This window comes from Paraburkholderia sp. ZP32-5, assembly GCF_021390495.1.
GTDB lineage: Bacteria > Pseudomonadota > Gammaproteobacteria > Burkholderiales > Burkholderiaceae > Paraburkholderia.
Map to the genome: position 1 here is coordinate 706,677 of NZ_JAJEJP010000002.1, position 26,311 is coordinate 732,987.

24 protein-coding genes are annotated in these 26,311 nt (G+C 63.4%); 13 read left to right on the forward strand and 11 right to left on the reverse strand.

What is annotated here, in order from left to right:
• Positions 1-120 precede the first annotated feature (120 nt).
• Positions 121-1,083, forward strand: a complete 963-nt coding sequence (locus L0U82_RS22015; protein ID WP_233834457.1) for a response regulator — start codon at positions 121-123, stop codon at positions 1,081-1,083.
• Positions 1,084-1,095: 12 nt separating this feature from the next.
• Here the strand turns inward: L0U82_RS22015 and L0U82_RS22020 are convergent, their stop codons facing one another.
• Together L0U82_RS22020 and L0U82_RS22025 are read right to left on the reverse strand one after the other, a co-directional pair.
• Positions 1,096-2,082: an alpha/beta hydrolase gene (locus tag L0U82_RS22020; RefSeq protein ID WP_233834459.1), complete on the reverse strand. Its 987-nt coding sequence runs from the start codon at positions 2,080-2,082 to the stop codon at positions 1,096-1,098.
• Entirely contained in the window at positions 2,075-2,614 is a 540-nt protein-coding gene (locus L0U82_RS22025; RefSeq protein ID WP_233834461.1) for a thioesterase family protein, read from the reverse strand. The genes L0U82_RS22020 and L0U82_RS22025 overlap by 8 nt, the downstream gene beginning before the upstream one ends.
• A 294-nt stretch (positions 2,615-2,908) precedes the next feature.
• Here L0U82_RS22025 and L0U82_RS22030 point away from each other — a divergent pair, with 294 nt between their 5' ends.
• Positions 2,909-3,247: a DUF4148 domain-containing protein gene (locus tag L0U82_RS22030; RefSeq protein ID WP_233834463.1), complete on the forward strand. Its 339-nt coding sequence runs from the start codon at positions 2,909-2,911 to the stop codon at positions 3,245-3,247.
• A gap of 316 nt (positions 3,248-3,563) precedes the next feature.
• Positions 3,564-4,844, forward strand: coding sequence for an MFS transporter (locus tag L0U82_RS22035; RefSeq protein ID WP_233834465.1), 1,281 nt, complete (start codon positions 3,564-3,566; stop codon positions 4,842-4,844).
• A gap of 75 nt (positions 4,845-4,919) precedes the next feature.
• Here L0U82_RS22035 and L0U82_RS22040 read toward each other — a convergent pair whose 3' ends face one another.
• The 6 genes from L0U82_RS22040 to L0U82_RS22065 all read right to left on the reverse strand — a co-directional run bounded on the left by L0U82_RS22040 (position 4,920) and on the right by L0U82_RS22065 (position 9,749).
• The gene (locus L0U82_RS22040; protein ID WP_233834467.1) at positions 4,920-5,756 is read right to left on the reverse strand and encodes a DMT family transporter; all 837 of its coding nucleotides are present in this window, start codon (positions 5,754-5,756) and stop codon (positions 4,920-4,922) included.
• A 290-nt stretch (positions 5,757-6,046) separates the two neighbouring features.
• Positions 6,047-6,814 carry a phosphonate ABC transporter, permease protein PhnE gene (phnE, locus tag L0U82_RS22045; protein ID WP_233837445.1) on the reverse strand — a complete coding sequence of 256 codons (768 nt, stop codon included), beginning with the start codon at positions 6,812-6,814 and terminating at the stop codon, positions 6,047-6,049.
• A gap of 110 nt (positions 6,815-6,924) precedes the next feature.
• Positions 6,925-7,902 (reverse strand): phosphonate ABC transporter substrate-binding protein, encoded by a 978-nt coding sequence (gene phnD, locus L0U82_RS22050; RefSeq protein ID WP_233834469.1) that lies wholly within the window; start codon positions 7,900-7,902, stop codon positions 6,925-6,927.
• 62 nt (positions 7,903-7,964) lie between these two features.
• Complete coding sequence (gene phnC / locus L0U82_RS22055) at positions 7,965-8,879, reverse strand: phosphonate ABC transporter ATP-binding protein (protein WP_233834471.1); 915 nt, start codon at positions 8,877-8,879, stop codon at positions 7,965-7,967.
• A 217-nt stretch (positions 8,880-9,096) separates the two neighbouring features.
• Positions 9,097-9,510 carry a universal stress protein gene (locus tag L0U82_RS22060; protein ID WP_233834473.1) on the reverse strand — a complete coding sequence of 138 codons (414 nt, stop codon included), beginning with the start codon at positions 9,508-9,510 and terminating at the stop codon, positions 9,097-9,099.
• 2 nt (positions 9,511-9,512) lie between these two features.
• Positions 9,513-9,749: a hypothetical protein gene (locus tag L0U82_RS22065; protein ID WP_233834475.1), complete on the reverse strand. Its 237-nt coding sequence runs from the start codon at positions 9,747-9,749 to the stop codon at positions 9,513-9,515.
• Between the two features lie 340 nt (positions 9,750-10,089).
• Between L0U82_RS22065 and L0U82_RS22070 the strand changes: the two genes are divergently transcribed.
• The 8 genes from L0U82_RS22070 to L0U82_RS22105 all read left to right on the forward strand — a co-directional run bounded on the left by L0U82_RS22070 (position 10,090) and on the right by L0U82_RS22105 (position 20,931).
• The gene (locus tag L0U82_RS22070; protein ID WP_233834477.1) at positions 10,090-10,314 is read left to right on the forward strand and encodes a hypothetical protein; all 225 of its coding nucleotides are present in this window, start codon (positions 10,090-10,092) and stop codon (positions 10,312-10,314) included.
• A gap of 1 nt (position 10,315) precedes the next feature.
• Complete coding sequence (locus L0U82_RS22075) at positions 10,316-11,251, forward strand: dihydrodipicolinate synthase family protein (protein ID WP_233834478.1); 936 nt, start codon at positions 10,316-10,318, stop codon at positions 11,249-11,251.
• A 486-nt stretch (positions 11,252-11,737) separates the two neighbouring features.
• Positions 11,738-12,268 carry a hypothetical protein gene (locus L0U82_RS22080; RefSeq protein ID WP_233834480.1) on the forward strand — a complete coding sequence of 177 codons (531 nt, stop codon included), beginning with the start codon at positions 11,738-11,740 and terminating at the stop codon, positions 12,266-12,268.
• A 9-nt stretch (positions 12,269-12,277) separates the two neighbouring features.
• Positions 12,278-12,697 carry a DUF4279 domain-containing protein gene (locus L0U82_RS22085; protein WP_233834481.1) on the forward strand — a complete coding sequence of 140 codons (420 nt, stop codon included), beginning with the start codon at positions 12,278-12,280 and terminating at the stop codon, positions 12,695-12,697.
• 198 nt (positions 12,698-12,895) lie between these two features.
• Complete coding sequence (locus L0U82_RS22090) at positions 12,896-13,930, forward strand: M14 family zinc carboxypeptidase (RefSeq protein WP_233834483.1); 1,035 nt, start codon at positions 12,896-12,898, stop codon at positions 13,928-13,930.
• Positions 13,927-14,787, forward strand: a complete 861-nt coding sequence (locus L0U82_RS22095) for an alpha/beta fold hydrolase (RefSeq protein WP_233834484.1) — start codon at positions 13,927-13,929, stop codon at positions 14,785-14,787. Before L0U82_RS22090 ends, L0U82_RS22095 begins: the two co-directional genes overlap by 4 nt.
• Before the next feature lie 220 nt (positions 14,788-15,007).
• Positions 15,008-19,846, forward strand: coding sequence for an NAD-glutamate dehydrogenase (locus L0U82_RS22100; RefSeq protein WP_233834486.1), 4,839 nt, complete (start codon positions 15,008-15,010; stop codon positions 19,844-19,846).
• A 179-nt stretch (positions 19,847-20,025) separates the two neighbouring features.
• On the forward strand, positions 20,026-20,931 hold the full coding sequence (locus L0U82_RS22105; RefSeq protein WP_233834488.1) for a cation diffusion facilitator family transporter: 906 nt from the start codon (positions 20,026-20,028) through the stop codon (positions 20,929-20,931).
• Positions 20,932-21,034: 103 nt separating this feature from the next.
• Here the strand turns inward: L0U82_RS22105 and L0U82_RS22110 are convergent, their stop codons facing one another.
• The 3 genes from L0U82_RS22110 to L0U82_RS22120 all read right to left on the reverse strand — a co-directional run bounded on the left by L0U82_RS22110 (position 21,035) and on the right by L0U82_RS22120 (position 23,978).
• A complete protein-coding gene (locus L0U82_RS22110) occupies positions 21,035-22,015 on the reverse strand; it encodes an aldo/keto reductase (protein WP_233834489.1) in 981 nt (326 codons plus the stop codon).
• Positions 22,016-22,377: 362 nt separating this feature from the next.
• Positions 22,378-22,683, reverse strand: a complete 306-nt coding sequence (locus L0U82_RS22115; RefSeq protein ID WP_233834491.1) for a DUF4148 domain-containing protein — start codon at positions 22,681-22,683, stop codon at positions 22,378-22,380.
• Positions 22,684-22,973: 290 nt separating this feature from the next.
• On the reverse strand, positions 22,974-23,978 hold the full coding sequence (locus L0U82_RS22120; RefSeq protein ID WP_233834492.1) for a LysR family transcriptional regulator: 1,005 nt from the start codon (positions 23,976-23,978) through the stop codon (positions 22,974-22,976).
• Positions 23,979-24,150: 172 nt separating this feature from the next.
• Between L0U82_RS22120 and L0U82_RS22125 the strand changes: the two genes are divergently transcribed.
• Both L0U82_RS22125 and L0U82_RS22130 read left to right on the forward strand, forming a co-directional pair.
• A complete protein-coding gene (locus L0U82_RS22125) occupies positions 24,151-25,005 on the forward strand; it encodes an alpha/beta hydrolase (protein ID WP_233837446.1) in 855 nt (284 codons plus the stop codon).
• A 34-nt stretch (positions 25,006-25,039) separates the two neighbouring features.
• Entirely contained in the window at positions 25,040-26,260 is a 1,221-nt protein-coding gene (locus tag L0U82_RS22130; RefSeq protein ID WP_233834493.1) for an efflux RND transporter periplasmic adaptor subunit, read from the forward strand.
• The last annotated feature ends 51 nt before the right edge of the window (positions 26,261-26,311 follow it).

Consider the following 26,311-nt stretch of genomic DNA (forward strand, 5'->3'; position numbering starts at 1 on the left):
CATGCGAGACCCGCGGGCGAGACATCGCCTGGCATTCCTTGGGCTGTCGTGCGGCGAGCTGCGATACGGATCAGCTGGACCGGAGGGTCGGCAGCGGCGACGTGAGAACCACTTGAAAATATGAACAACTTTATTCGACCACCCGTTTTCTATCCGTCCACGGTTGTGTTCGTGGACGATAACGACAGCTACCTCGACGCGCTGCGCCGGTTCTTCCCGGACACCCATACCAACCTGTTCTTCACGCGGCCACAAACCGCGCTCCACTACATCCGCCAGCACGCGCGCGAGAATTCGCTGGATTTCGCGGCGGCGTCGGCGTGTCTGAGCGAGCCGGGCGTCGAGCGTTTCGTCGAAACCTCGGCGGAGCGCGATATCGTCGCGCGGCCGTCGCGCTTCGAGGAAGTGGCGGCCGTCGTGGTGGATTACGACATGCCCGGTATCGGCGGCGTCGAGTTTCTGGCGTCGATTTCGCATCTGCGTTGCGCGAAGGTGCTGCTCACCGGGGTGGCCGATGAAACCGTCGCGGTCAAGGCGTTCAACGCGGGCATCGTCGATCTGTACCTGCGCAAGACCGATCCCGATTCGGCCAACCGTCTCGTGCACTTCCTGAAGGATGCGAAGAGCCGGCATTGCGGCGAATTGGGCTGGCTCGCGCTCGGTGAAAACGGCATGACCTACTGCGATCCGCGCACGCGCAAGGTGATCGACGAAGTCGTGGCCGCGCAGGGCATCGTCGAGTATTACTGGCGGCCCGAACAGAACGTGATTCTGATGTTCGACGCCGCCGGCAATCCGAGCGTGTTCGTCGCGTGGGCCGAGAACGACTGGATTTCGCAGGGCGAGATCGTCGCCGACGAGGGCGGCCCGTCCGACCTGCTCAAGCAGCTCGCGGTGCGCGAGGTGATGCCGCTGTTCTGGCCGGATCTGGCTTACCGCGCCGGCATGCAGTTCCGCACGCTGACGCCGCGTGGCATCCCCGGCTGGGACGACGGCTTCTACGGCTGGACCCGCATCGAGCCGGGCGAAGTCGGGCTCGATCTGGTGACGTTCGCGCGCTGGCGCAGCGAGCACAATCGTTGAAGCGGGCCGGCGCTACGCCGGCTGCATAGCGCGATCGCGCAGAAAATCGCACACCGTCCGATGCATCGCCTGCACGCCGGGGCTCGTTTCGAGCGCGCGCCAGCATCCATGCACGAGGCCCGTGCCGATCATCAGTTGCGCGTCGCCTCCGGCCGCGCGGATACGCTCGACGAACACGCGCGCGTCATCGCGTAGCGGGTCGTGTTCGGCGCCGATCGCGAGTGTCGGCGGCAAGCCGTCGAAGCGGTTCCCGGCGAGCGGGATGGTCCATGCGGGGCCGTGTGCCGGGCTGCCACCGTGCTGTTTGTTCTCCTCGTTTTTCCCCCAATAGGCGTCGCGAAACGCGTGCACGTCGGCAAGCGTCAGCATCGGCGCCTGCGCTTCGGTATCGCGCGCGGGCGGTTGCGGATCGGTGCCGAGCATCGGATAGACCAGCGCGATACCGCGCACGCCAGCCACACCGTCATCGCGCAAGCGCATCGCGATGCTCGCCGCCAACGTGCCGCCGGCGCTATCGCCGGCGAGTTGCAGCGTGGCATCGGCGGGCATGTCGAACGGCAGGCGTCCGCCTAGCGCGGCGAGCGTGACCGCAAGACAGTCGTCATGAGCGGCCGGCGCGCGATGTTCGGGCGCGAGCCGATAGTCGACCGCGATCACATCGAGGCCGGTGTCCATCGCGAGACGTGCCGTCACCATCTGATGACTATCCAGCGAGCCGAGCACGAAGCCGCCGCCATGGAAATACAGCACGGTGCCGCGGATATCGCCGTGTTCACGCGCCTGTGCCTGGCGGCGATAGAGACGCAGCGCGATCGTATGACCCGCATCGGTCGTCAATCCTGCGTCCCGCACGACGAGGTCGCGCGGCAGCGGTGGTGTCAGCATCGCTGCGTAGCGGTCGTACAGCGCGCGTTGCTCGCGCGGGGTCAGCGCCGCGCGATGCGACGGATAGAGCGTGCTGGCTCTATCGATGAATGCGGCGATTTGCGGCTCAAGCATGTCCCCTCCGTTGCTGTTGCTCCTGCTCTTCCGTTGTTTGCCGTGCGGTGGCCGGCAGGCCGATCACGTGTCCAGCGAAGCGAGCCGGCGGCAACGTTGCATGCGCATGCGCGAGTTCGCGCACACGTGCTTCGATGTCGGCATCGAACGCGATGCCGCGCGGCCCGCTGGTATCGACGTGCAGCAGCATCTGCTCGCTCGCGGCCACGGGTTCGGCGCGGGCGTTATTCAGCGCAAACATTTCGAGGTACAGGTGCAGCCGTTTCGCGTCGTGCGCGAGCACGCGCATGTCGACGCGCACGTGTGCGCCTTCCTTGATTTCATGCAGATAGTTCAGATGCGCTTCGAGCGTATAGATCGAGCGTCGGCGTGCTTGACGCACCGCGTCGGTCAGGCCGATCAGATCGATCACGACGTCGGTGGCCAGACTGAAGATCAGCATGTAGAACGCGTCGCGCATATGGCCGTTGTAATCGACCCATTCGGCGCGCACGGTTTCGCGGTAGCACGGCAGGACAACGGAAGGCGACATGGGCGTGTGTCTCTTCGGTCGAGGGTGAGGGGACGGCGCGGATGGCGCGTCGTGCGCCCAGGCAGTTTAGTGCACGACGGCGCGCCGCGCAGACGCTGCCGTTCGAATGACCGGATCAGACGTTCAATTGGCGCGGCTATCGCAACACTGAATTAAGGCTTTAGGGGTTTTCCCGAGTTCGGGCGACGCATAGACTCCTTTCAACGCCACGAAATACCACCGATAGCGCCTGATAGCCAGGTCGCTGCAGGGTTTCGCGGCAGCCCTAAAAACAAACTCTGGAGGTTGGAAATCATGAAATCGCTTATCGAAGCAGCTGTTGTCGCCGCTCTTATCGCTACGCCGTTTGCGGCTTTCGCTCAATCGAATCAGAACAATCAACCGGTCACACGCGCACAGGTTCGCGCGGATCTGGTGAAGCTCGAAAAGGCCGGCTACGATCCGTCGACGATGAACACCGACAACTATCCGGCGAACATTCAAGCCGCCGAGGCACGAGTCGCCGAGCAAACCCAGGTAGCGCAGACGAGCGGTTATGGTGCGCCGGCGCAGGGTTCATCGAGTGCGGGCAGCCGCGGTGATTTTGCTGCCAGCTCTTATTCGGTGCCGGTGGTGATTTACAAGCATCAATGAGATTGCGGCGCGCATCGATAGCGCGCCATCTATACGACGCTTCACAAACGAATGGCCTGCTTTCACCGGATGGTGAAGCAGGCCATTTTTGCGCATCTGGCGTTTGCCTTCAGAATCAGAAAACAGGATCAATCCATTCATATAAATTCATTTTTCAGCATGAGTGATCGCGCGTAGTCTCTAGCCAGCATCAAGCGTGGCGGCAAGCGGCATCGAGCAGGTTCGAGCGCTTGAGCCATGTTCGCCAACGTCCCGATCATCTACTGAAACGGTCCGTGCAATCACGGCCGCCGTTCTGTTCATCATGAATGACCCAATGAATTTGCCGGTGAGCCGGCTCGACGCGCCCGCGATCCCGCGCCGTCATGTCAGCTACGCGGAGCGCAACGCGCGGTACTGGCAACGCAATCTCGCTGTCTGCGTGTTCGGCTCGTTCACCACGCTGGTGAGCCTTAGCATGCTGCTGCCGTTTCTGCCGCTCTATGTCGAACAGCTTGGCGTGAGTTCGCCGGCCGCGGTGGTGCAGTGGTCCGGCGTCGCGTTCGGCGCGACGTTTCTCGGCACCGCGGTCACCGCGCCGCTGTGGGGTCGTCTCGCCGATCGATATGGGCGCAAGCCGATGCTGGTCCGCGCGGCAGTGGGCATGGCGGTAGTGATGTCGTTGATCGGCATCGCGCACAGCGTGATCGATCTCGTCGTACTTCGTCTCGCGGCCGGGCTGATCGGCGGCTACGCATCGGCGTCGATTGTAATGATCGGCACCCAGGCGCCGCGCGAACGCGCCGGTTGGGCGCTCGGTGTGTTGTCCACCGGCGCGTTGGCGGGCAATCTGATCGGACCGCTGGTGGGCGGCTTCCTTCCGGGATGGGTCGGCATTCGCGGGACCTTCTTCGTTGGCGGGGCGATGATCGCGGTCGCGGCGGCGGCGACGCTGCTGATCGTGCGCGAAGATTTCGATCGCGCCGTCGACGCGCGCAGCCGACGCGCCGCGCAAGCATCGCCGCGTGTGAGCGTGAACCGCGCCGTGATTCCCGTGCTGCTCGTCACCGCGATGATGGTGTTGCTCGCGAACATGTCGATCGAACCGATCATCACCGTATATATCGGTCAACTCGGTGTGCCGCATGAGCATCTCGCGCGTATCGCGGGGATCGTGATGGCCGCGTCGGCGTTTGGCAGCATGCTGACCGCGCCACGGCTCGGTGCGCTCGCGGATAAAGTCGGCGGCTGGAATGTGATTGTCGGCTGTCTGATCGCGACCGCGCTCGTGATGGTGCCGCAGGCTTTCGTCACGCACTGGTGGCAATTGGCCGCATTGCGCGCCGTGATGGGGATGACGGTTGCCGGCTTGCTACCGTCGATTGCGAAGCTGGTGCGTCAGTCGGTCGATGAAAGCCAGTCCGGCACGACGCTCGGTTATCTGCAGTCGGCGCAGTTTTCCGGCCAGGTGGTCGGCCCGTTGATCGGCGGACAGATCGGCGCGCATGTCGGGCTGCAGCCGGTGTTCTTCGTCACTGGCGCGCTGCTGGTGGTGAGCGCGGCGCTTAGTTTTTGGGTTCGCTCGCGTCATCCGCAGGCGGCGCGCGTCGACAGTTGAGAAGAACGCGATTGGCGGACTCAAGCGGTCGCGTTGCGTGGCGAAGCTCGTGCGCCCGGCGTCGGGCACCGTCTGTCAGATCCGGATCAACACCGCGCCGAGCGTGACGAGTGCGCATGCAACGATGCGCCGCGTGGTCAGCTTCTCGCGCATGAAGATGCAGCCGATCAGCACCGCGAAGATCGAACTCAATTCGCGCAGCGCGGAGACCGTGGCGATCGGCAGATAGCGGTAGGCCTCGATGATCAGGCAATACGCGCCGAGCGCGAGCACACCCGACGCGATGCCTTTCATCACAGGCACGCGGCCGATGAAAAGCCCCCTGGCGCCGCCGCGCCAATGCCAGGCCAGCAGGAACTGCGGGATGTTCCAGATCAGATAGACCCACATGACGTAGCTGAGCCCATTGCCGGCGACGCGCGCGCCGATGCCGTCGACGACCGAGTACGTTGCGATGAACAGGCCCGTCAGCAGCGCGAACGGCACGCTTTCGCCGGAAAAGCGCATGCCGCGGCGAAACGCGAGCGACACGATGCCGGTCGACACCAGCGCAACGCCGAACGCGGCGAGCGGCTTCAGTGTTTCGCCCGCGAACACGAGCGCGCCGACGAAGACGAGCATCGGCGACATGCCGCGCGCGATCGGATAGATCTGGCCAAAGTCACCACTGCGGTAGGCGCGGATCAGCGCGAGCAGATAGCCCCATTCGAGCACCGCCGACGCGACGATATACGGCCACGCGGCCGGCGCGGGCATCGGCAGCACGAGCACGCCGATTGCGCTGACCGCGAGATACGGCATCGACATCATGCCGAGCAGCCACACGCGGTCTTCGGATATATGCAGGAACGCGTTCCAGGTCGCGTGAAGCAGCGCGGACAACAGCACCAGCAGGACAACAGAAGTTTCCATCGACAACGCAACGGGGCAGGGAAGGGAAGGCCGCGAGCGGCCGGCAAGCCGGTGATTATTCCAGCAGAACGCCGGAACGGTGGGAGTGGACGACTCGGGCGAAGGGGTTTATGCGGGGAAGCCAGACGTTGTGCGGCGCGGAAAAGACCGCGACGGTTCAGGCGAAAACGCGTATGAAGGGCGGGCGAAGCGGCTTGCCGCTTCACCCGCGTGGCTATTTCGTGGCGGCAGCCGTTAGCTGGCTCCGGGCAGAGGCTATCGCTACCGCTTGCCGGCGACTCCCATCACCCTCAGATCACGCGCTCGCGCAACCACGCGGAACCCAGATCGATCACTGTCACGACGACGATCACCATGATCATGACCGCGGCGGTCTGCGCATAGTCGAACGAGCGGATAGCCTCGTAAAGCACCACGCCGATGCCGCCCGCGCCGACCATGCCGACCACCATCGCCGAGCGCACGTTCGATTCGAAGCGATACAGCGCGTAGGAAATCCACAGCGGCAGCACTTGCGGCAGCACCGCGTAGACGATTTCATCGAGGCGCGTCGCGCCCGTCGCGCGGACCCCTTCGGCCGGACGCGGATCGATTGCCTCGACCGCTTCGGCGAACAGCTTCGCGAGCACGCCGGTCGTGTGCACCCACAGCGCGAGCACGCCGGCGAACGGCCCGAGCCCGACCGCGACGATAAACAGCATCGCGAAGACCATTTCGTTGATCGCGCGGCACGCGTCCATCAGACGGCGCACCGGCTGCACGATCCACATCGGCGCGATGTTATGCGCCGACATCAGCCCGCACGGCACCGCGCACACGAGCGCGAGCGCGGTGCCCCAGACCGCGACCGATAGCGTGACGAGCAGTTCGTTCACATAGCTGCGCCACTCGGTGAAGTCGGGCGGAAAGAAGTCTTTCGCGAACTGGCCCATGTTCGCGGAGTCGCTGATCAGATCGAGCGGGCGCATGTCGGCGCCATGCCATGCGCCGCCAAGCACCGCCAGCACCGCGATCCAGCCGAGCAGCGACAGCCAGCCGCGCTTGCCGGCCCTCGCCATGTCACGGTGTTTTTCCGCTCGTGGTTCGCTCACCACCTGCGCGTGCTGCGTCGCCCGAGCGTCGGACGACTCGCTCGCGCGCGCCGGCGACGCGATCGAATCGGCCGTGTTCATTGCTTCGACTGCTCGCTGTTGAGTGCGCTCAGCTTCGCGTCGAGCGCGGCGAGCTGGGTTTTACGCTCGCTGTCGGACAGATGCGTGTCACTCTCGATCTTCTGCTTCTGCTGAAACAGCACGATCTCGCGAATCGGCTGCAACTGCTTATCCGACGACGCCTCGAAGCCGCTGTATTCGGTGATGCCGGCCATCACCGCTTTTTCGTGCGGATCGGTCTTCGCGTAGTTCAGGAAGAACTTGCTGATCTTGTCCTTGGTCGCTTGCGGCAGATCCTTGCGCCACACGAGCGGGTCCGACGGAATTAGCGGCGAGGTCCACAGCACGCGCACCTGCGCGAACTTGTCCGGATGCTCGCGCTTCAGGTTTGCCATCTCCATGCTGTTGTTGGTCGCGATGTCGATCTTGTTGTTGACGACCGCAAGCAGATTCGCCTCGTGGCTCGACGGCAGCACGCTCTTGAACGATGTATTGACCGGCGTGTTGTGCTTTGCGAACAGGTAGTAGCCCGGCACCAGTGTGCCCGACGTCGAGTTCGGATCGCCGAAGCCGAGCGTTACGTCCTTGGTATCTTTGAATACATCGTCGAGCGTCTTGAAGCGGCTGTTCACATTGGTGATCAGCAGAGAGTAGTAGCCGCTGTCGCCGTTCGCGTGCTGCGCCTTCGCGAACACTTCGCCATTCGCGCGGTCGACCGCCTCGATCGCCGACGCATTGCCGAAATAGCCGACCTGTACCTTGTTGAAGCGCATGCCTTCGATGATGCCGGCGTAGTCGGTGGCGAAAAACGCCTTCACGTTCAGGCCGGTCTGCTTCTTCATGTCGTCGATCAACGGTTCCCAACGTTGTTTCAGCACCGCCGACGAATCGGTCGAGATGATGCCGAGGTTGAGGTCCTCGGCATGAGCCACGGTGACGCAGGCGAAGGCGGCCGCGCCGGCGGCGAGCGTGATCAGTGAGCGCAGGAATTTCATCGGTTGTGGAGTCCGGTTGGGTGGACGGGGTGGGTGAAATAAGTCGAACAGCGCTGCCTGGCTCAGTTCGAGTGCGCGGGCTTGAGCGCGAACGGATAGTGCGCGGCGCTGGCGCCGGCCGCGTCTCGCGCGGGGATCGTGACAGTTTCGTGCGTATCGTGCGTGTGGTGCGGCGCTTGCGCGGTATTGCCGGCGTCGAGCAGTTCGCGCGCGTCGTCGCCGTAGAGTTGCTTCAACAGAACCGGCGTGAGCGCGCCGGAGGGGCCGTCGTAGACCACCTTGCCGCGGCGCAGCGCGATCGTGCGCGCGCAGTACTTCATTGCAATGTCGACCTGATGCAGCGACACGAGCACCGTGATCCGATGTTCGAGATTCAGCGCGCGCAGCATATCCATCACGCGGCGCGACGATTCGGGATCGAGCGACGCGATCGGCTCGTCGGCGAGCACGATGCGCGCGCGTTGCACCAGCGCCCGCGCGAGGGCCGCGCGTTGCTGCTGGCCGCCCGACAGATTCGCCGCGCGCTCGCGCGCATGTTCGCCGATGCCCACTTCATCGAGCGCGGCGAGCGACAGCGCACGCTCCGCGCGCGAAAAGCAGCCGGTCAGACGCCGCCACCACGGCAGGCGCGACAGCGCGCCGATCAGCACGTTGGTTTCGACGGAAAGCCGGTTTACCAGATTGAATTGCTGGAATACGAAGCCGATATCGCGACGAATGCGGCGCACTTCCCTGACGATGCGGCCGTTCTGCTGGATTGGCCGGCCGAGAATCTCGATCTGCGAAGGCTGCGCGTCCGACGCTGTAAAGCCGGCGATATGACGCAGCAGCGTCGATTTTCCCGAGCCCGACGCACCGATCAGCGCGACCATTTCACCAGGCGCGATGCGCAGATCGATTTCGTCGAGCGCCTTGCGGCCATTGCCGAAGGTCTTGCTTAGGCGTTCGATGCGAATAGCTTCACGGATCGCTTCCATCAGATTTCCTTCGATGCCCCGGCCACTACCGGCATGTGTGGGGCATTCTAGGAAGCGTCTGTGACGGTTAAGTGAAGGCGTCGCAACGTCTAGACGACTACATCTATAAGTGGCGCTATATGTCGTCAGGATGGCGGATCAAAGTCGTTCTGAAGTCGTTTTCAGGTCAGCGGACTGAACGAAATATGACGTGCGTATGACGTGTTCGAAGATGCCGTTACTCCAGCAGCGTGACCGGCACGGGGCACAGCTGTTTGAGACGCGCGAGCAGCCGCCATTTGCGTAGGAATCCGAGCCCATTGGTATCCACGAGGACGATATCCGCGTCGCCCGCTACGACGCACGCCGCGATCACGCGAGCCGGCGCTCCGGCGACACTTCGGCATGTATAAGGCACGCCGGCGTCGTCGAGGATTGCGCACACCTGCTGCAACGCGGACGGGGTCCAGTTTTTGCGTGTCTTCGGCCAGCCACGGCGTGTGTGTGCGGCGACGGCGTTTTCGTGCTGGACTTTCAACACCTCGGCGACTTCGACCATCGATACGCAGCGCTCGGCAAACAGGAAAGCACTATGACGGGCCGCTTCGGTCGCGCGGTGATGGTCGAGGATCGGGATCAGCAGTTTGAGCATGATCAGGCCTCGACGATCAGCGGCACTAGCGCCGCGACCCAGATCGCGAGGCCCGCTATCGGCGCGCCGAGCGCAATCGCTGCGATCGCGGCAGCGGAGCCTGCCAGCGCGACGATGTCGAGGCGCCGATGTACCGTGCGCCTGCGATCGAAGGCGGCCTCGCGTGCACCGACCTCGCGTGCCGCGCTTGCGTACGCAATGGGCGAATCGCAAGGACGTCGCACGGAAATGACTGACATGAATCCCCCGCAAAATTGGCATTGATCCGAACGGGAAAATGCTATCGATTCGCGGGTAAACGACATGAAGGATTTGCGAGCGAGGCGGTAAACAACGTGTATATGCCGAACGGAACGAGACGTTCGTACTGTGTTCATGTCCGGAAGCCGTTGCATTTTTTACGGTAGATTTACGCGCACCGCGCTACGCTAGCCAGCACCAACACAACGCACGAAACACGTGCCCGACTGCATGGCTTACGTCTATTCCTTCGCCGCAAATGGCCCTCTCGCCAGCGGCCTTCCTCCATCGGAAACGGTCCCGCCGTTCCGTTCATCGAGCGTCGCGCTCGAGGTCGTCGTGGGTGGCAGAACAGCGGACGATACGCGCGCTCATCTTGCAAGGCTGATCCATTCTCCGCTCGGCGTGTGCGTGACGCGTACGTACGAAAGCGGCAACTCAGCCGTCGTTCATCTCGACATGGCGCCGGACGATTTCGGCTTCATGCTGGATACGCTGTTCGCGCTGGTACCCGAAGCGACGGTCCGGGCGTTGCGTCCGCACGCGGATAGAGAGGGGGATTGATATGTTCGAAGGAATCTGGCTTCCTCTCGTTACGCCGTTGCGCTCGGGCGTGGTCGATACCATCGCTTTGCGGGCGTTGACCGAGCACTACGTGAATAGCGGAATCAACGGACTCGTTGCATTGGGGACGACCGCCGAGGCCGCGCTGCTCGATGGCCGCGAGCGCTCGCGAGTGCTGCGCACGATCACCGAGACCGTCGCGGGACGCGTGCCGGTGATTGCGGGCGTCGGCGGGGTCGATACTCGCGCGTTCGTCGACGAGATCCATCGACTCGATGCGTGGAATCTGGACGGCTATCTGGTTTCCGCGCCGGCTTATCTGTGCCCGGATCAGACCGGCGTGATCTGGCATTTCGAGCAGGTCGCGCAGGCGACCGGGCGGGCGATCGTGCTCTATGACGTGCCGCATCGTACCGGCGTCGCGCTGACGGAAGCGAGCGTCGGCACACTCGCGCAAATCGCCAATATCAAGGCGATCAAGGCCTGCGCGCGCGAGCGCTTCGAAGCATTCGCCGCGCTGCCGATCGCGCTGCTGTGCGGCAACGACGACGCGTTTCTCGACTGTCTGCGCGCGGGCGGGACTGGCGGCATTCTTGCGAGCGCGCACGTATGCGCCGACTTGCTGGCCGAGGTGCAAACGCTGATGAGCACGGGCCAGGATGTCGCCGCGAGCGAACTGTTCGAGCGGCTCACGCCGGTATTGCGCATCCTGTTCGCGGCGCCGAACCCCAGCGCGATCAAGGCGATGATGGCGCTCGACGGCGGCTTGTCGGCCGAAACACGCATGCCGATCGCGCCTGCGTCGAAAGCATTGGTCAGCCGTCTGGAACTGGCGCGTGCTGTGCTCGACGAGTTGCGCGAGTCGACGTTTGGGGAGCGCGGGGTGGCGGCAGTCAATTCGACGCGTCGCGGCAGAGCTCAGTCTGTCGCTGGGTGAGGACCTGGGACAGCGGTTCGATGTGTCGGGCCGCGGGTTAAGTTCTTCGGCGGCGGTGGCCGCCGAAGTCTGACAGACGAAGAGAACCGGTCCCGCACTCCGTGAGTAAGCGAACGGGTTTGCGCGGGGCCGCAAAGGCAGATTCGCAACTGTTTGACACGTTTCTGAGGCGGCAATCGCCACGTGAAAAGATGGAACCTGGTCGCTTGCGTTTTGCGCGGCGCAATCGTGCTTCCGTTGCACGCTAGCCGATGGAGTTTGCCCTCGTCTTTAACGGCTGAAACTCCCCGTGGGATCTGCCGGACATCCTGATTTCGATCGACGGGGCTGTCAGCGCGTTTAATCTCACTCGCCATCAACTGTTCACCGCCGTTGCACTCCATCGTCAATCGCTCTTAAAGCCGGTTATCTCAAATTAAAGCCGTTGACCACGATTCGTTTGGATGGTTAATTTGCCCGACGTTTTCTGAAATCAGAAGAGGTCGGGTGAAACAACAGGAACACGCAAACACCGCAGCGGTTATGTCGGGCGAACAGGAATGTCTGCTTTGCCGTGTGACCTATTCAATATTTTCCGCTTTCCCGGTAATGCCGTCCGCGCTGACGATGAACGTCGAAACGGGTGAGTTCTTTCCGCTGGACAGGCTTCGGTCGTATTCAACTGGTTACGAGATGGCCGACGCCCTAGGTTACGCATGGGCTTGCAACTGCGGCGACCGCGCGCAACGAGCGGACGACGGCATGGCAAGCTTGCTGTCCGGCGGCAACGTACAGGCGTTTAAATACGGCGGGGACGGTCCGCCGTATGTTGGAGAGGCGGACGAGCTAGCCGGAACGACCAATGAGAAATACGCCCGGAAAATGTTTGGCTACGACCGCCCCACTTTCAGTGAAATGATCCACAGATTCAAAGAGGAACATAGGATCGGAGCGGCCGATAATCTTGAGTTTGAGAAAAATGGAGACGTGTATTTCCGTGGAATCTACCTTGACAATTTTCATGACTACGGCGATTAAGGAGTGTAAATGACATACGTACGTGTTGCATCGGCGAGTCTCACGATATCGGGTGATCACGTCTTGCCAGAATGGTGGACACGGTATTTCGGCGTGACGCCGGATATAGCAGTAACCAAGGGAGAGCCGCTTCGTGATCACACCGGACAGGGCCGTAAGCTGGTGCGACGAACGGGTGTGTGGGGGCTTCGTAGCGAAAAAATGATACGCAGCGAGCGCCTGGAGCCGCATCTGCGCTACCTGATCCAGCAATTGGCGTTGCCCCGGCCGGATTTAAAGCAATGCGTCGAAAGCGTGGGTGCCACGATGCGGTTTTTCTGCTACTGGGTCAACGAGTCCGGAGACCGTGTGCCGGATATTCCGGAGGATATCCGCGTGATGATGGAAGCCCTTGGCGGGACCATCGAGATCGACGAATACCGCGATTGACCGATGCTTGCGCAATCAACGCAGGGAGAAACCCGAAAGCACTAACAGCGGAGCGCGCGGCAATCCTCAAAAGCTGCCTGGTTCCGTGCAGCGCCCAACACTCCGAATTCGCAGCCGTCACGGGAAGCGGCTATATTGGCGGGCAGCGCAGCCCGCCGTTTCCCGAACGCGGCCTTTCCATCGACCGATCGACGCCCCATGCAGGCTCTGAGCTTTCTGCCCGACAGCTTTGAGGAATACGAGGATCTGCGGGCGTTGCTCGACGAGGGCGCGCGCTGGTTCGACACGCGCAGCCTCGCGAGTGTCGAGGTGCGCGGACGCAAGTTCGACATCTATATGGCGTCGGTCGGCTCGACTGATCCGCGCGCGCCGGCGGTGGCCTTCTTCGGCGGCATCCACGGGCTGGAGCGAATCGGCTCGCGGCTCGTGCTCGAATACATGCGCTCGCTGATCTCCCGCCTCGCGTGGGACGATCTTCTGATTCAACTTCTTGATTCCGTTAGGATTTATTGCTGCCCGATCGTCAATCCGGGCGGCATGTGGGCGGCCACGCGGGCGAATCCGCGTGGCGTCGATCTGATGCGCAACGCGCCACAGAATGCCGACGCCCGCGTGCCGCTGCTCGCGGGCGGCCAGCGCGTCGGCGCATGGCTGCCGTGGTATCGCGGGCGCGCGGGCGAGCCGATGGAGCCCGAGGCCGCCGCGTTGCTGCGGGTGGTCGAAACGCAACTGGCCGCGCGGCCGCTCAGCTTCGCGCTCGATTGCCATTCGGGCTACGGCTGGAGCGACAGCATCTGGTTTCCGTATGCACGAACCCGCAAGCAGATGCCTCATCTGCCCGAGATGTACGCGCTCAAAAACATGTTCGAACACGCGCATCCGCATCACGGCTATACGTTCGAGCCGCAAAGCCACCAGTATCTGTTGCACGGCGATCTGTGGGACTACGCGTACGACCACACACCGTCGCCGAACGTCTTTCTGCCGATGACCCTCGAACTCGGCTCGTGGCTGTGGATCAAGAAGAATCCGCGTCAACTGTTTTCGCGCCAGGGCATGTTCAATCCGGTCAAGGCGCATCGCACCGCGCGCGTGCTGCGCCGGCACGCGAATCTGCTCGACTTTCTCGCGCACGCGGCGTTTTCGTCGTCGCGCTGGCTGCCGCGCGGCAACGGTCGCGAGCTGTTGCTGCAAAGCGCGCTCGATCACTGGTACCGGCCGGAGCGCGCATGAGCACCTGGATCCTGCTGCGCGGGCTCACGCGCGAGACGCGGCATTGGGGCTGTCTGCCGGACCTGCTGCGCGACACGTTCACTGGCATCTCGTGCGAGCGTTTGCGCGATGCAGCAGCAAGCAGCCCGACGGGCGTCCATGTGCTGCTGATCGATCTGCCCGGCAACGGCGAATTCGCGCGGCTGCGCGCGCCGGCCGATGTCGCGCGGATGGTCGAGTTCGTGCGCCACGCGGCGTCGCAAACGGGCGTGCCCGGCCCCTACAGCGTGCTGGCGATGTCGCTCGGCGGGATGGTCGCGACCGCGTGGGCCCAGCGCTATCCGGACGAAATCAGGCGGCTCGTGCTGATCAATACCAGCATGCGGCCGTTCAGCCGGCTGCACGAGCGGCTGCGGCCATCGGCGTGGCCGGGGCTGCTCGGCGTCGCCGCGCACTGGAGCGACGCGGCCGATGCCGAGAGCGGCATCCATCGGCTCACTTGCAATAACGTCGAAACATTAGCCGCCGATATTGACAGGTGGACCGCGATTCGCCACAACGCGCCGGTGAGCCGAGCGAACGCGCTGCGGCAACTGTGGGCCGCCGCGCGCTTTACCGCCGCGCACGCCGCGCCGTCATGCCCGCTGTTGATCCTGTCGTCGCGGGCCGATGGGCTCGTCAATCCGGTCTGTTCTGAGAGGCTGGCGGCCGAGTGGGGCGCCGAGCATCGCAGGCATCCGTGGGCCGGCCACGATCTGCCGCACGACGATCCGGCGTGGACTGCCGCGCAGGTGCGTGTATGGCTCGAGCGGCAGCGGGAAGAACAGGCCAAGGCCGTGGCGCCGCGCCGGCCCGTCGCGGCGAAACCCGCGCACTGAATGCTCGCGCGGGTTGCCGCGCCGCAGCGAAACAACGAGAAACAGCGCATGTGCCACGAGTGCGTCACGAGCCGGTCACGAGGTCGTCAAGAATCTTTAGCGGGTATTACCTGACTGCGCGGACCGGTCGTAGCGGCGGCGGCAGGCGCATAATTCCCGTTCAGATGTTGCCTGCGAATCACGCGATACTCACCATTGCCGCCAGCCAGGGGAGTCGATCATGCAAGCAAAGAACGAAGAAGCCGTCACGCATCTGCTGAACGATGTCGTCGAATTTGCACGGGGGCGATTGCCCGAACCCACCTTCAATATCGTCGAACCCTTCCTGCGGCATTACTACGATTTCGTCGATGCCGGCGATCTGCAAAGCCGCTCGATCGCCGATCTGTACGGCGCCGCGCTCGCGCACTGGCAAACCGCGCAACGCTTCGTGCCGGGCCAGCAAAGACTGCGCGTCTATAACCCGATCCTCGAACAGCACGGTTGGCATTCCGATCACACGGTGGTCGAGATCGTCAACGACGATATGCCGTTCCTCGTCGATTCTGTATCGATGGCGGTCAACCGTCAGGGCCTCGCGTTGCACTCGGTCGTGCATCCGGTGTTTCGCATCTGGCGCGCGCCGGACGGCAGCATCGCGCGCGTGAGCCAAGGGGCCGAGGAAGCCGGCGACACGCGCTCGCATTTGACCTCGTGCATTCACTTCGAAGTCGACCGTTGCGGCGATGCCGCCAAACTCGACGCCTTGCGCGACGACATCGCCCACGTGCTCGGCGACGTGCGCGCGGCGGTGGAGGACTGGCCGAAGCTGATCGAGCGCGCGAAGGAAACGATCCAGGACATGAAGGCGCGCGAGACCGGCGCCGAAGGCGTCGAAGCGCGCGCGTTCGTCGAATGGATGGTCGCCGATCACTTCACGTTCCTCGGCCAGCGCGACTATGAACTCGTGCAGCAGGACAACGGCTACGGTCTGCGCGCGGTGCCCGGCTCCGGGCTCGGCATTCTGCGCGATGCGCTGCGGCCCGCCGGCGCCGCCGAGGTCACGACGCTGCCGCCGGCCGCGGCCGGGATCATCACCGGTTCGTCGCCGATCTTTCTGACCAAGGCCAATTCGCGCGCGACCGTGCATCGGCCCGGCTACCTCGACTATGTCGGCATCAAGCTGACCGGCGCGGACGGCAAGGTGAGCGGCGAGCGGCGCTTCATCGGGCTGTATACGTCCACTGCGTATTTCGTGTCGGCCGCGGAAATTCCGATCGTGCGGCGCAAATGCGCGAATATCGTGCGGCGCGCCGGGTTCCTGGCGAAAGGGCATCTGGCGAAATCGCTGGTGACGGTGCTCGAAACCTATCCACGCGACGAACTGTTCCAGGCCGACGAAGATCAGCTCTACGACACCGCGCTCGGCGTGCTGCGTTTGCAGGAGCATCAGCGCACGCGTCTGTTCGTGCGGCGCGATCGCTTCGACCGTTTCGTGTCGTGCCTCGTATTCGTGTCGCGCGATAAATACAACACCGATCTGCGGCAGCGTATCGCGAATCTGCTGGCCGATGCATTCAATGGCGAGAACGTCGAATTCACGCCGCTGCTATCGGAGTCGACGCTCGCGCGGATTCATTTCGTCGTGCATGCGAAGCCGGGCGGCATGCCCGACGTCGATACGCGCGAACTGGAAGCGCGGCTCGTGCACGTGTCGCGCCGCTGGCAGGACGACCTCGCCGATGCGTTGCTCGACGCGTACGGCGAAGAACACGGCAACCGGCTGCTGCAGCACTATGGCGCATCGTTTCCGGCCGGCTATCGCGACGACTATCCGGCACGCACGGCGGTGCGCGATATCGAACTGATCGAACGCGTGCAGGGCTCCGAGCGTCTCGCGATGAACCTGTACCGGCCGATCGAATCGGGACCGCGCGCGTTCCGCTTCAAGGTCTATCGCGCGGGTCAGCCGATCGCGTTGTCGCGCAGCTTGCCGATGCTCGAACACCTGGGTGTGCGCGTCGACGAAGAGCGGCCTTATCTGATCGAAGCACCCGGCGCCACGCCTGCGTGGATTCACGACTTCGGCCTCGAACTCGCTGACGATGCCGAGTTCGATATCGAACGCGTGAAGGATCTGTTCGAGCAGGCATTCGAGCAGGTGTGGACCGGCACGATCGAAAGCGACGACTTCAATCGTCTCGTGTTGCGCGCGCAACTGAATGCGCGCGAGGTGACGATTCTGCGCGCGTACGCGAAGTATCTGCGCCAGGTGGGCTCGACGTTCAGCGACGCGTATATCGAGCGCGCGGTGACCGGCAATCCGGCGATCGCGCGCATGCTTGTCGAACTGTTTATCGCGCGCTTCGATCCGGCGCTCGGCAGCGTGCGCGACGCGCGCGTCGACAGTTGTCTGAAGGCGATCGACAGCGCGCTCGACCAGGTGCCGAATCTCGACGAGGACCGCATCCTGCGACAGTTTCTCGGCGTCATCAAGGCGACGAAGCGCACCAACTATTATCGCTTCGCCACCGACGGCACGCCGAAGCCGTATCTGTCGTTCAAGTTCGATCCCGCGCAAGTGCCCGGTCTGCCCGAGCCGAAGCCGATGTTCGAAATCTGGGTGTATTCGCCGCGTGTGGAAGGCGTGCATCTGCGCGGCGGCCGCGTCGCGCGTGGCGGTTTGCGCTGGTCGGACCGGCGCGAGGATTTCCGCACTGAAGTGCTGGGACTGATGAAAGCGCAGATGGTGAAGAACGTCGTGATCGTGCCGGTCGGCTCGAAGGGCGGCTTCGTCGTCAAGAATCCGCCGCCGCAGAGCGAGCGCGATGCGTGGTTGCGTGAAGGCGTCGCGTGTTATCAGACGTTCCTGCGCGGGCTGCTCGATGTGACCGACAATCTGGCCGGCACCGACATCGTGCCGCCGCCCGACGTGGTGCGTCACGATCCCGACGATCCGTATCTGGTGGTCGCCGCCGACAAGGGCACCGCGACGTTCTCCGACTACGCGAACGCGATCTCGCAGGAATACGGCTTCTGGCTCGACGACGCGTTCGCGTCGGGCGGCTCGGTCGGCTACGACCACAAGAAGATGGGCATCACCGCGCGCGGCGCGTGGGAGTCGGTCAAACGGCACTTCCGCGAAATGGGCGTCGACACGCAGAGCATGGACTTCACGGTGGTCGGCGTCGGCGATATGTCGGGCGACGTGTTCGGCAACGGCATGCTGCTGTCGCCGCATATCAAGCTGCTCGCCGCGTTCGACCATCGTCATATCTTCCTCGATCCGAGTCCCGATCCGGCCGCGAGTATGGCGGAGCGCGCCCGGCTTTTCATGCTCGACCGTTCGAGCTGGGCCGACTACGACCCGTCGCTGATCTCGGCGGGCGGCGGAGTGTTCGCGCGCAGCGCGAAGACGATTCCGCTGTCGACGGCAGTGCAAACGGCGCTCGGCATCAACGCGGCGGCGTTGTCGCCGGCCGAATTGATGCGCGCGATCCTGCAGGCACCGGTCGATCTGCTGTACAACGGCGGCATCGGCACCTATGTGAAGGCGAGCCGCGAAACGCATCTGCAGGTCGGCGATCGCGCCAACGACGCGATTCGCGTGAGCGGCTCGGAGCTGCGCTGCAAGGTCGTGGCCGAGGGCGGCAATCTCGGTCTGACGCAACTCGGCCGCATCGAATTCGCGCAGCGCGGCGGCCGTATCAATACCGATGCGATCGACAATTCGGCCGGTGTCGATTGTTCTGACCATGAAGTCAACATCAAGATTCTGCTGGGCCTCGTCGTCGCCGATGGCGAGATGACCGAGAAACAGCGCAACGCGTTGCTCGCGGAAATGACCGATGAAGTCGGCTTGCTGGTGCTGACGGACAACTACTACCAGACCCAGGCATTGTCGATTGCCGGACGCTACGGTGTCGAACTGCTCGATGCGGAGGCGCGCCTGATGCGCTATCTGGAACGCGCGGGGCGGCTCAATCGCGTGATCGAGTTTCTGCCGACCGACGAGGAAATCGCCGAGCGCGCGGCGGCGAAGCAGGGGCTCACGACACCCGAGCGCGCGGTGCTGCTCGCATACAGCAAGATGTGGCTGTACGACGCGCTGCTCGAATCGTCGATGCCGGAAGATCCGCTCGTCAGCGACATGTTGATCGAGTACTTCCCGAAGCCGTTGCGGCAGCGTTTCCGCGAACCGATGCAGCGCCATCCGCTGCGCCGCGAAATCCTCGCGACGCATCTGACCAATGCGCTCGTGAACCGCGTCGGCTGCGAGTTCGTGCATCGGCTGATGGAGGAGACCGACGCGAAGCCCGGCGATATCGTGCGCGCGTGCATCATGGCGCGCGACGTGTTCGACCTCGACGAGATCTGGCGCAACATCGATGCGCTCGATAACCGCGTCGCCGACGACATCCAGGCGCGCATGTTCGCCGAAGTCGCGCGGCTCGTCGAACGCTCGGCGCTATGGTTCCTGCGGCATCTGCAATCGGGCGCGGCCGGTGACGACGTGACCGGTCTGCTCGCGCGCTGCCGCGACGCCGCGCAGCGGCTCGCACCGCAATGGCCGCAACTGTTGCCGGCCGCGGATCTGGAAGCGTTGTCCGAGCGTCAGCGCGTATTCGTCGACGCCGGTGTCGACAGCGATCTGGCGGTGCGCATCGCGAGCGGCGAGATTTCGGCGGCGCTGCTCGATATCGCCGAAGTAGCATCGACGTGCGGGCGCAATCTCGAACAGGTGGCCGGCGTGTACTTCGAACTCGGCACGCTGCTGAACTACAGCTGGATCAGCGAACGCGCGGCGTCGTTGCCGGCGCCGACGCATTGGGACATGCTTGCGCGCGCATCCGCGCTGGCTGAACTCGCGCGGCTCAAACGCGCGCTGACCACGAGCGCGCTGGCGGACGCGGACGACGCATCGACGCCCGAGACGCTCGTGCAGGCGTGGCGTGAAAAGCGCGCCGCGCAACTCGAGCGTTATACGCGGCTGCTGACCGATCTGCGTGCGACGGGCGGCGCGAGTCTATCGGTGCTGCTGGTGGTCGTGCGCGAGATGGCGGTGCTGGAACGCGCGTAGCGGCGCAGTTCGCGGCAAGCGTGGCGGGCGACGCACGGATGGAGCCGGGGAGGGCGGCGGAGGGCGGCGGAGCACGGGTTGCGCGCTGACGACCCGGCGCGTCGGCCATAATACGGCGTCGTGCCGATCGTCTTGCCGATCGGCGACGCCCTGCAAACTTCACGGACGCCCTCCCGACGATGAAAGAAGAATCGCCGAAAGCCATTTTCTACGCACTCGCCGCCAACCTCGGCATCGCCATCTTCAAGTACGCGGCGGCGGCGTTCACGGGCTCCGGTTCGATGTTCGCCGAAGCGATTCACTCGACCGCCGATTGCGGCAATCAACTGCTGCTGCTATTCGGCTTGCGCGAAGCGCGCAAGCCGGTCAGCGCGTTGCATCCGATGGGCAGCGGTCGCGAAGTCAATTTCTATTCGCTGCTGGTGGCGCTGCTGCTGTTCTTCGTCGGCGGCGCGTTTTCCGTCTATGAAGGCGTGCATCGGCTGATTGCCCGCGAGCCGTTGCAGTTTGCGTTTGTCGCGTTGGCGGTGCTCGGTGTGTCGGTGGTGCTTGAGGCACTGTCGCTGTGGGGCGCTCTCAAGGAGATTCGCAAGACGCATCCGGACAAGAACTTGTGGCGCTGGTTTCGCGAGACGCGCGAATCCGATCTGCTGGTCGTGGCCGGCGAGGATATCGCGGCACTGTTCGGTCTCGCGATTGCGTTCGTCGCGGTGCTGCTGACGATGCTGACCGGCAATCCGGTGTATGACGCGCTCGGTTCGGTCGGTGTGGGCTTTCTGCTGATGACCATCGCGTGGCTCGTCGCGCGCGAGGTGAAATCGATGCTCGTCGGTGAATCGGCGAGCCCGGAAGTGCGTCGCGCGATCGAAGCGCATCTGCGCGCGCGTCCGGAGATTCGCAGCATCATCAATATGATCACGCTGCAATGGGGACGTCACGTCGTCGTGGCGGTGCAGGCCGAAATGATCGACTATGCGAGCGGCCGTGCGATGGTGGATGCGATCAACGTGATCGAAGCCGATTTGCAGGCGACGTTTCCGCAGGTACGTTGGGTGTTTTTCGAACCGGACGTGCCGCGGAGTTAAACGCGATTCATACTTGCGGTTCAGATTGCGACGAAGGGCGGAATGAAGCGTGATTTGCCACGCTCCATTCCGCCCTTCGTCATTTCATTCCACTACGCGGCGCTTACTGGAAGCCGGACACCGCATGCGGCACATACAGTTCTTCGAGCCGGCGGATCTCGTCTTCAGTCAGCTTCAGCGACAGCGCCGCAACCGCATCGTCGAGGTGATGCAGCTTGGTCGCACCGACGATCGGCGCGGTAATCGGCTGCTTCTGCAACACCCACGCTAGCGCGACCTGTGCGCGCGGCACGCCGCGTTCCTTCGCAATCTCGCTGACGCGTTCGACGATGCGCCGGTCCGCGTCCTGAGTCTGCGCGTAAAGCGTGCGGCCGAATGCGTCGGTTTCCGAGCGCGCGCTTTCGGTGTCCCAGTCGCGCGTCAAACGGCCGCGCGCAAGCGGACTCCACGGAATCACGCCGATGCCTTCGCTTTCGCACAGCGGCAGCATTTCGCGCTCTTCCTCGCGATACAGCAGATTCACATAGTTCTGCATCGTCACGAAACGCGTCCAGCCGTTGCTTTCGGCCACGTGCAGCGCCTTTGCGAACTGCCATGCGTACATCGACGATGCGCCGATATAACGCGCCTTGCCAGCCTTCACGACATCGTGCAGCGCTTCCATGGTTTCTTCGATCGGCGTGCCGTAGTCCCAGCGATGGATCTGGTACAGATCCACGTAGTCCGTGCCGAGACGCCGCAGGCTGTGATCGATTTCCGCCATGATCGCCTTGCGCGACAGGCCCGCGCCGTTCGGGCCCGGACGCATGCGGCTATTGACCTTGGTGGCCAGCACGATTTCATCGCGCTTGGCAAAATCCTTGAGCGCGCGGCCGACGATTTCCTCGCTGGTGCCGTCCGAATAGACGTTCGCAGTATCGAAGAAATTGATGCCGTGATCGAGCGCCTGCTTGATGAACGGGCGCGCGGCTTCGTCGTCGAGCGACCAGGGGTGCGTGCCGCGCGACGGCACACCATAGCTCATGCAACCGAGACAAATCCGCGAGACATCCAGACCGGTGCGGCCGAGTTTCACATAATCCATCGTGATGCTCCTGTGGTGAAGCGCATGAAGACGCTGCGTGGGGAGAACTATCGATTATAGGGAAACATCGGGCGGAACGTCGCCAGCGGCGGCAGTAGCTTTCAAAAGCAATGCGCCCGCGCGGCGATCGCGCGGGCGCATCACGACCAATGCCGCGGCTGACCGGTCGAGCTTAGTGCTGTGTGTTAGTGCTGCGTGGGCCGATACGGCGTCCACACAGGCGTGTCGCTATCCCAGTGATCGAGTTCTGACGGTGCCATGATGTGCTCCTTGATAAAGAGTGTTCAAGCCTTGCCGTAACGACGATTTCTCGTGGAATCCAGTCGTTATGGTGGCGGTGTGCGGATCGATACGTGAGCGGCTTATTGGCCCTTGGCGACGCGCGTCACGTCGTTATCGTTGCCTTCTTGCAGCGCGATGCGGGCGGCTTGCGTTTGCCCGATCAGGCCTTTGTCCGGATACGACGTGCGATTGAGCGCGGGCAACGAGCCGTCGCGATACGCGGCGACCAGTTCCGCTTTGACTTCGGCGCGCGTTTTCGTGCTCGCTGTCGGCGCTGGTTGCGTGTCATACGTGCCGGCGCGGCCAATACCGCCGCCGCCTTGCGCGAATGCGGGAGCACTGACGAGCAGCGAGAGGGCGAGGCCTGCGAGCAGATTGCGTTTCATGATTCACTCCTGTCGATTCGTTGGCAGCGCATCGGGCGCTGCGACAGGGTGAAATGTAGACTTCGGCACAGTGCGGATAAATCGCACTTTCACGAAATGAATTGTCGCGATTCCGGAACAATCGCGGAAAAGGCCTTGCTGGAAGGGGTTATTGCGTTGACGCGGAGGTATTGGCGCGCAACCTGGAATTCATTGTTTCAATTGCTGTACTTCTTTTGCACTACCCGAGTGCGTGTGAATAGGTGCTTCGCACTCGGGTAGCTCATCCGCGGCACGATCTGTTCGATTGCTTATGCAACCCACTCGGTCACCATCGGCGTATCGAGTGCCGGCGCCGACTCGCGCTCTTCGAATGTGCGCTGCGTGCAGGCCGCGTCGAGACTGCCGCGTCCGCTCAACAACGGGCAACGATCGAACACCTCCGCGATCCAGTCTACGAAAACGCGGACTTTCGGCGACAGATGACGGCTGTGCGGATAGACTGCCGAAATTGGCATCGGCATCGGCTTCAACTCGGGCAGTACTTCGACGAGTTGCCCCGAACGCAGATGCGGCAGCACCATGAAACGCGCGGGCTGAATCAGCCCGAAACCTTCGAGTCCGCAGGTCACGTAGGCATCGGCGTCGTTGACCGACACGATGCTTTTCATTTTCACTTCCACCTCTTTGCCTTCGACCATGAACGCCCAATCGAGTGTGCGGCCCGTGCGGCTCGAGAAGTAGTTGACGGCCTTGTGATTGTCGAGGTCTTCGAGTGAAGCGGGCATGCCCGCGCGCTCGATGTAGTCCGGTGCCGCGCAGGTCACGCCTTCGAACAGACCGATGCGGCGCGCGACCAGTGACGAATCCTGCAACGCGCCGACGCGTACCACGCAATCGACGCCTTCCTGCAGCAGATCCACCGGACGATCGGTCAGGCCGAGCTGCAGATCGATGTCCGGATAGCGCGTGTGGAATTCGCACAGCGACGGAATCACGATCAGGCGGCCGATCGAACCGGGCATGTCGATGCGCAGCTTGCCGTGCGGCTTCTTGTTGCCGCTCTGGAAACTGGCCTCGGTTTCTTCGACGTCGGCGAGGATGCGCACGCAGCGCTCGTAGTACGCGGCACCGTCGGGCGTCAGCGACAGACGCCGGGTGGTCCGGTGCATCAGGCGCGTGCCGAGAAACGACTCGAGATTCTGAATGATCGTCGTGACGGACGCGCGCGGCAGATCGAGCGTTTCCGCTGCGCGGGTAAAGCTGTTGGTGTCGACGACACGGGTGAACACTTGCATGGCCTGAAGCCGGTCCATTGCAGACCTCCAGAAAGGACGGGCGCACTGGCGGGAGTGAATCCGCAGAGCAATCGCATCGGATTGTTCAGAGGCACCGAATTGTGTTGCCGGATTATAGGCATTTATTTACGAGTCTGCCGAATGGACAATGCGCAGCATTGAAGTTCTATGCGCATTTGCGCGGCTCGACATGGATGCATTCAAATCGCCGTTCCCGCTGGTTCCCGCGGAAGTCGATTCCACGGACACCGGCGGCACGACACTCGAAGTGACCGAAGTGCGGATCGAAGGGCATGCACAGGAAATCCCGTTGCGGCTCTACCGGCCCGCGAGAAAAACCGCATTGCCGGTACTGCTTTATTTTCACGGCGGCGGCTTTACGAAGGGGTCGGTCGATCAGGCCGACTTTGCCGCGCGCTATTTCGCAGAGCACTTACCGGCGCTAGTCGTGTCGGTCGGCTACTCGCTCGCGCCGAAGTTTCCGTTTCCCGCCGCGCCCGAAGACGCACACCGGGCAGCGTTGTGGGTGCAGATGCGGGCGCGCGCATTTGGCGGCAATAGCAGAAAGATCGGCGTCGCGGGCCATGACGCGGGCGGGCAACTGGCCAATTGCCTCGCGTTCATTGCTCGCGATCGCGGCGACGTGCAGATCGTCGCGCAGGCGTTGTTCGGCCCGATGCTCGACCCGAGCCTCACGCGCCTTGGCGACGAAAAGCGCCTCGGCTCGGACATCACCGCGCGCGAGTGCGCGGCGTGCTATCGCGCGTATCTGCCGCAGGCGTCGCAGCGTATGCACCCGTACGCGGCACCGCTCGAATCGTCGCGGCTGGCGGGGTTGCCGGCCACGTTGATCGCGACCGCGCAGAACGACGTGTTGCACGTGGAGGCCGAGAAATACGCGAGCAGTCTGATCGACGCCGGCGTGCAGACCCAGGTGGTGCGCTTTCCGAGCGTGTCGCATGCGGCGCTCGCCGATCATCCGCCCGCTTTGCAGGAAGCGGTGCGCTTTTTTCAGTGGCGCTTCGACACGCGCGCTCATCGATAAACAGAACTTTAATCAACGATACCGGGAGCTTTATATGACTATCCTTCCTCTTTCCCGCCGCCGCGTGGCGGTCGCGGTGCTAGCCGTCGTCGTCGTCGCCGGGCTCGGCACGTTCGGCGCGATTCGCGTCGACGCGAGCTCGCCGGCCGCGCCGACCATCGTGCCGGAGGTCGACGTCGCCACTGTCGTGCAAAAGACCATCACCGACTGGCAGAGCTATTCGGGCCGGCTCGAAGCGGTCGAAAAAGTGGACGTACGTTCGCAGGTGCCGGGCACGATCGTGTCCGTTAACTTCAAGGACGGCGCGCTCGTGAAGAAGGGCGACACGCTATTCGTGATCGATCCGCGCCCGTACCAGGCCGAAGTAGATCGCGCGGAAGCGCAGCTCGCGGCCGCGCAGGCGCGTACCGGCTATACGCAAAGCGACTGGGAGCGCGCGCAACGACTGCTGCCCGACAACGCGATCGCCAAACGCGATTACGACGAGAAGCAGAACGCCGCGCGCGAAGCCAGCGCGAACCTGAAGGCCGCGCAAGCCGCGCTCGAAACCGCGCGCATTAATCTGGGCTATACGAAGATCGTCGCGCCGGTCGCAGGCCGTATGTCACGCGCGGAAATCACGGTGGGCAACGTCGTATCGGCGGGTGCGGCTTCGACGCCGTTGACCACACTCGTATCGGTATCGCCTATCTACGCATCGTTCGACGCTGACGAACAAACGTATCTGCAATACCTGAGTCGCGAGAAGGATGGCACGAAGGTGCCGGTCGAACTGGGTCTCGCCGATGAAACCGGCTACTCGCGCAGCGGCACGATCGAATCGTTCGACAACCGTCTCGATACGTCGTCGGGCACGATCCGCGTGCGCGCGAAGTTCGATAACGCGGACGGCGCGCTGATTCCGGGCCTTTATGCACGCGTGAAAGTGGGCGGCAGCGCGCCGCATGCGGCGCTGTTGATCGACGATGCCGCGGTCGGCACTGACCAGGACAAGAAGTTCGTGCTGGTGGTCGACCAGGGCAATCACGTCGTGTACCGCGAGATCTCGACGGGTGCGATGCAGGGCAATCTGCGTGTCGTCAAGGACGGGCTGAAGGCGGGCGATCGCATCGTCGTGAACGGTATTCAGCGCGTGCGGCCGGGTGATGCGGTGCGCGCGCACATGGTGCCGATGACGACCGATCAGGACCCGAACAGCGCGCCGCTCGCGCAATCGCGCGCGAAGGCGGCAGCCGGCGCGGCAAAGAATTCGTGAGCCCAGCGCGCCGTGTGTGCCGTGCTTGCAGTCGATGAAAGCGCGGCAAGC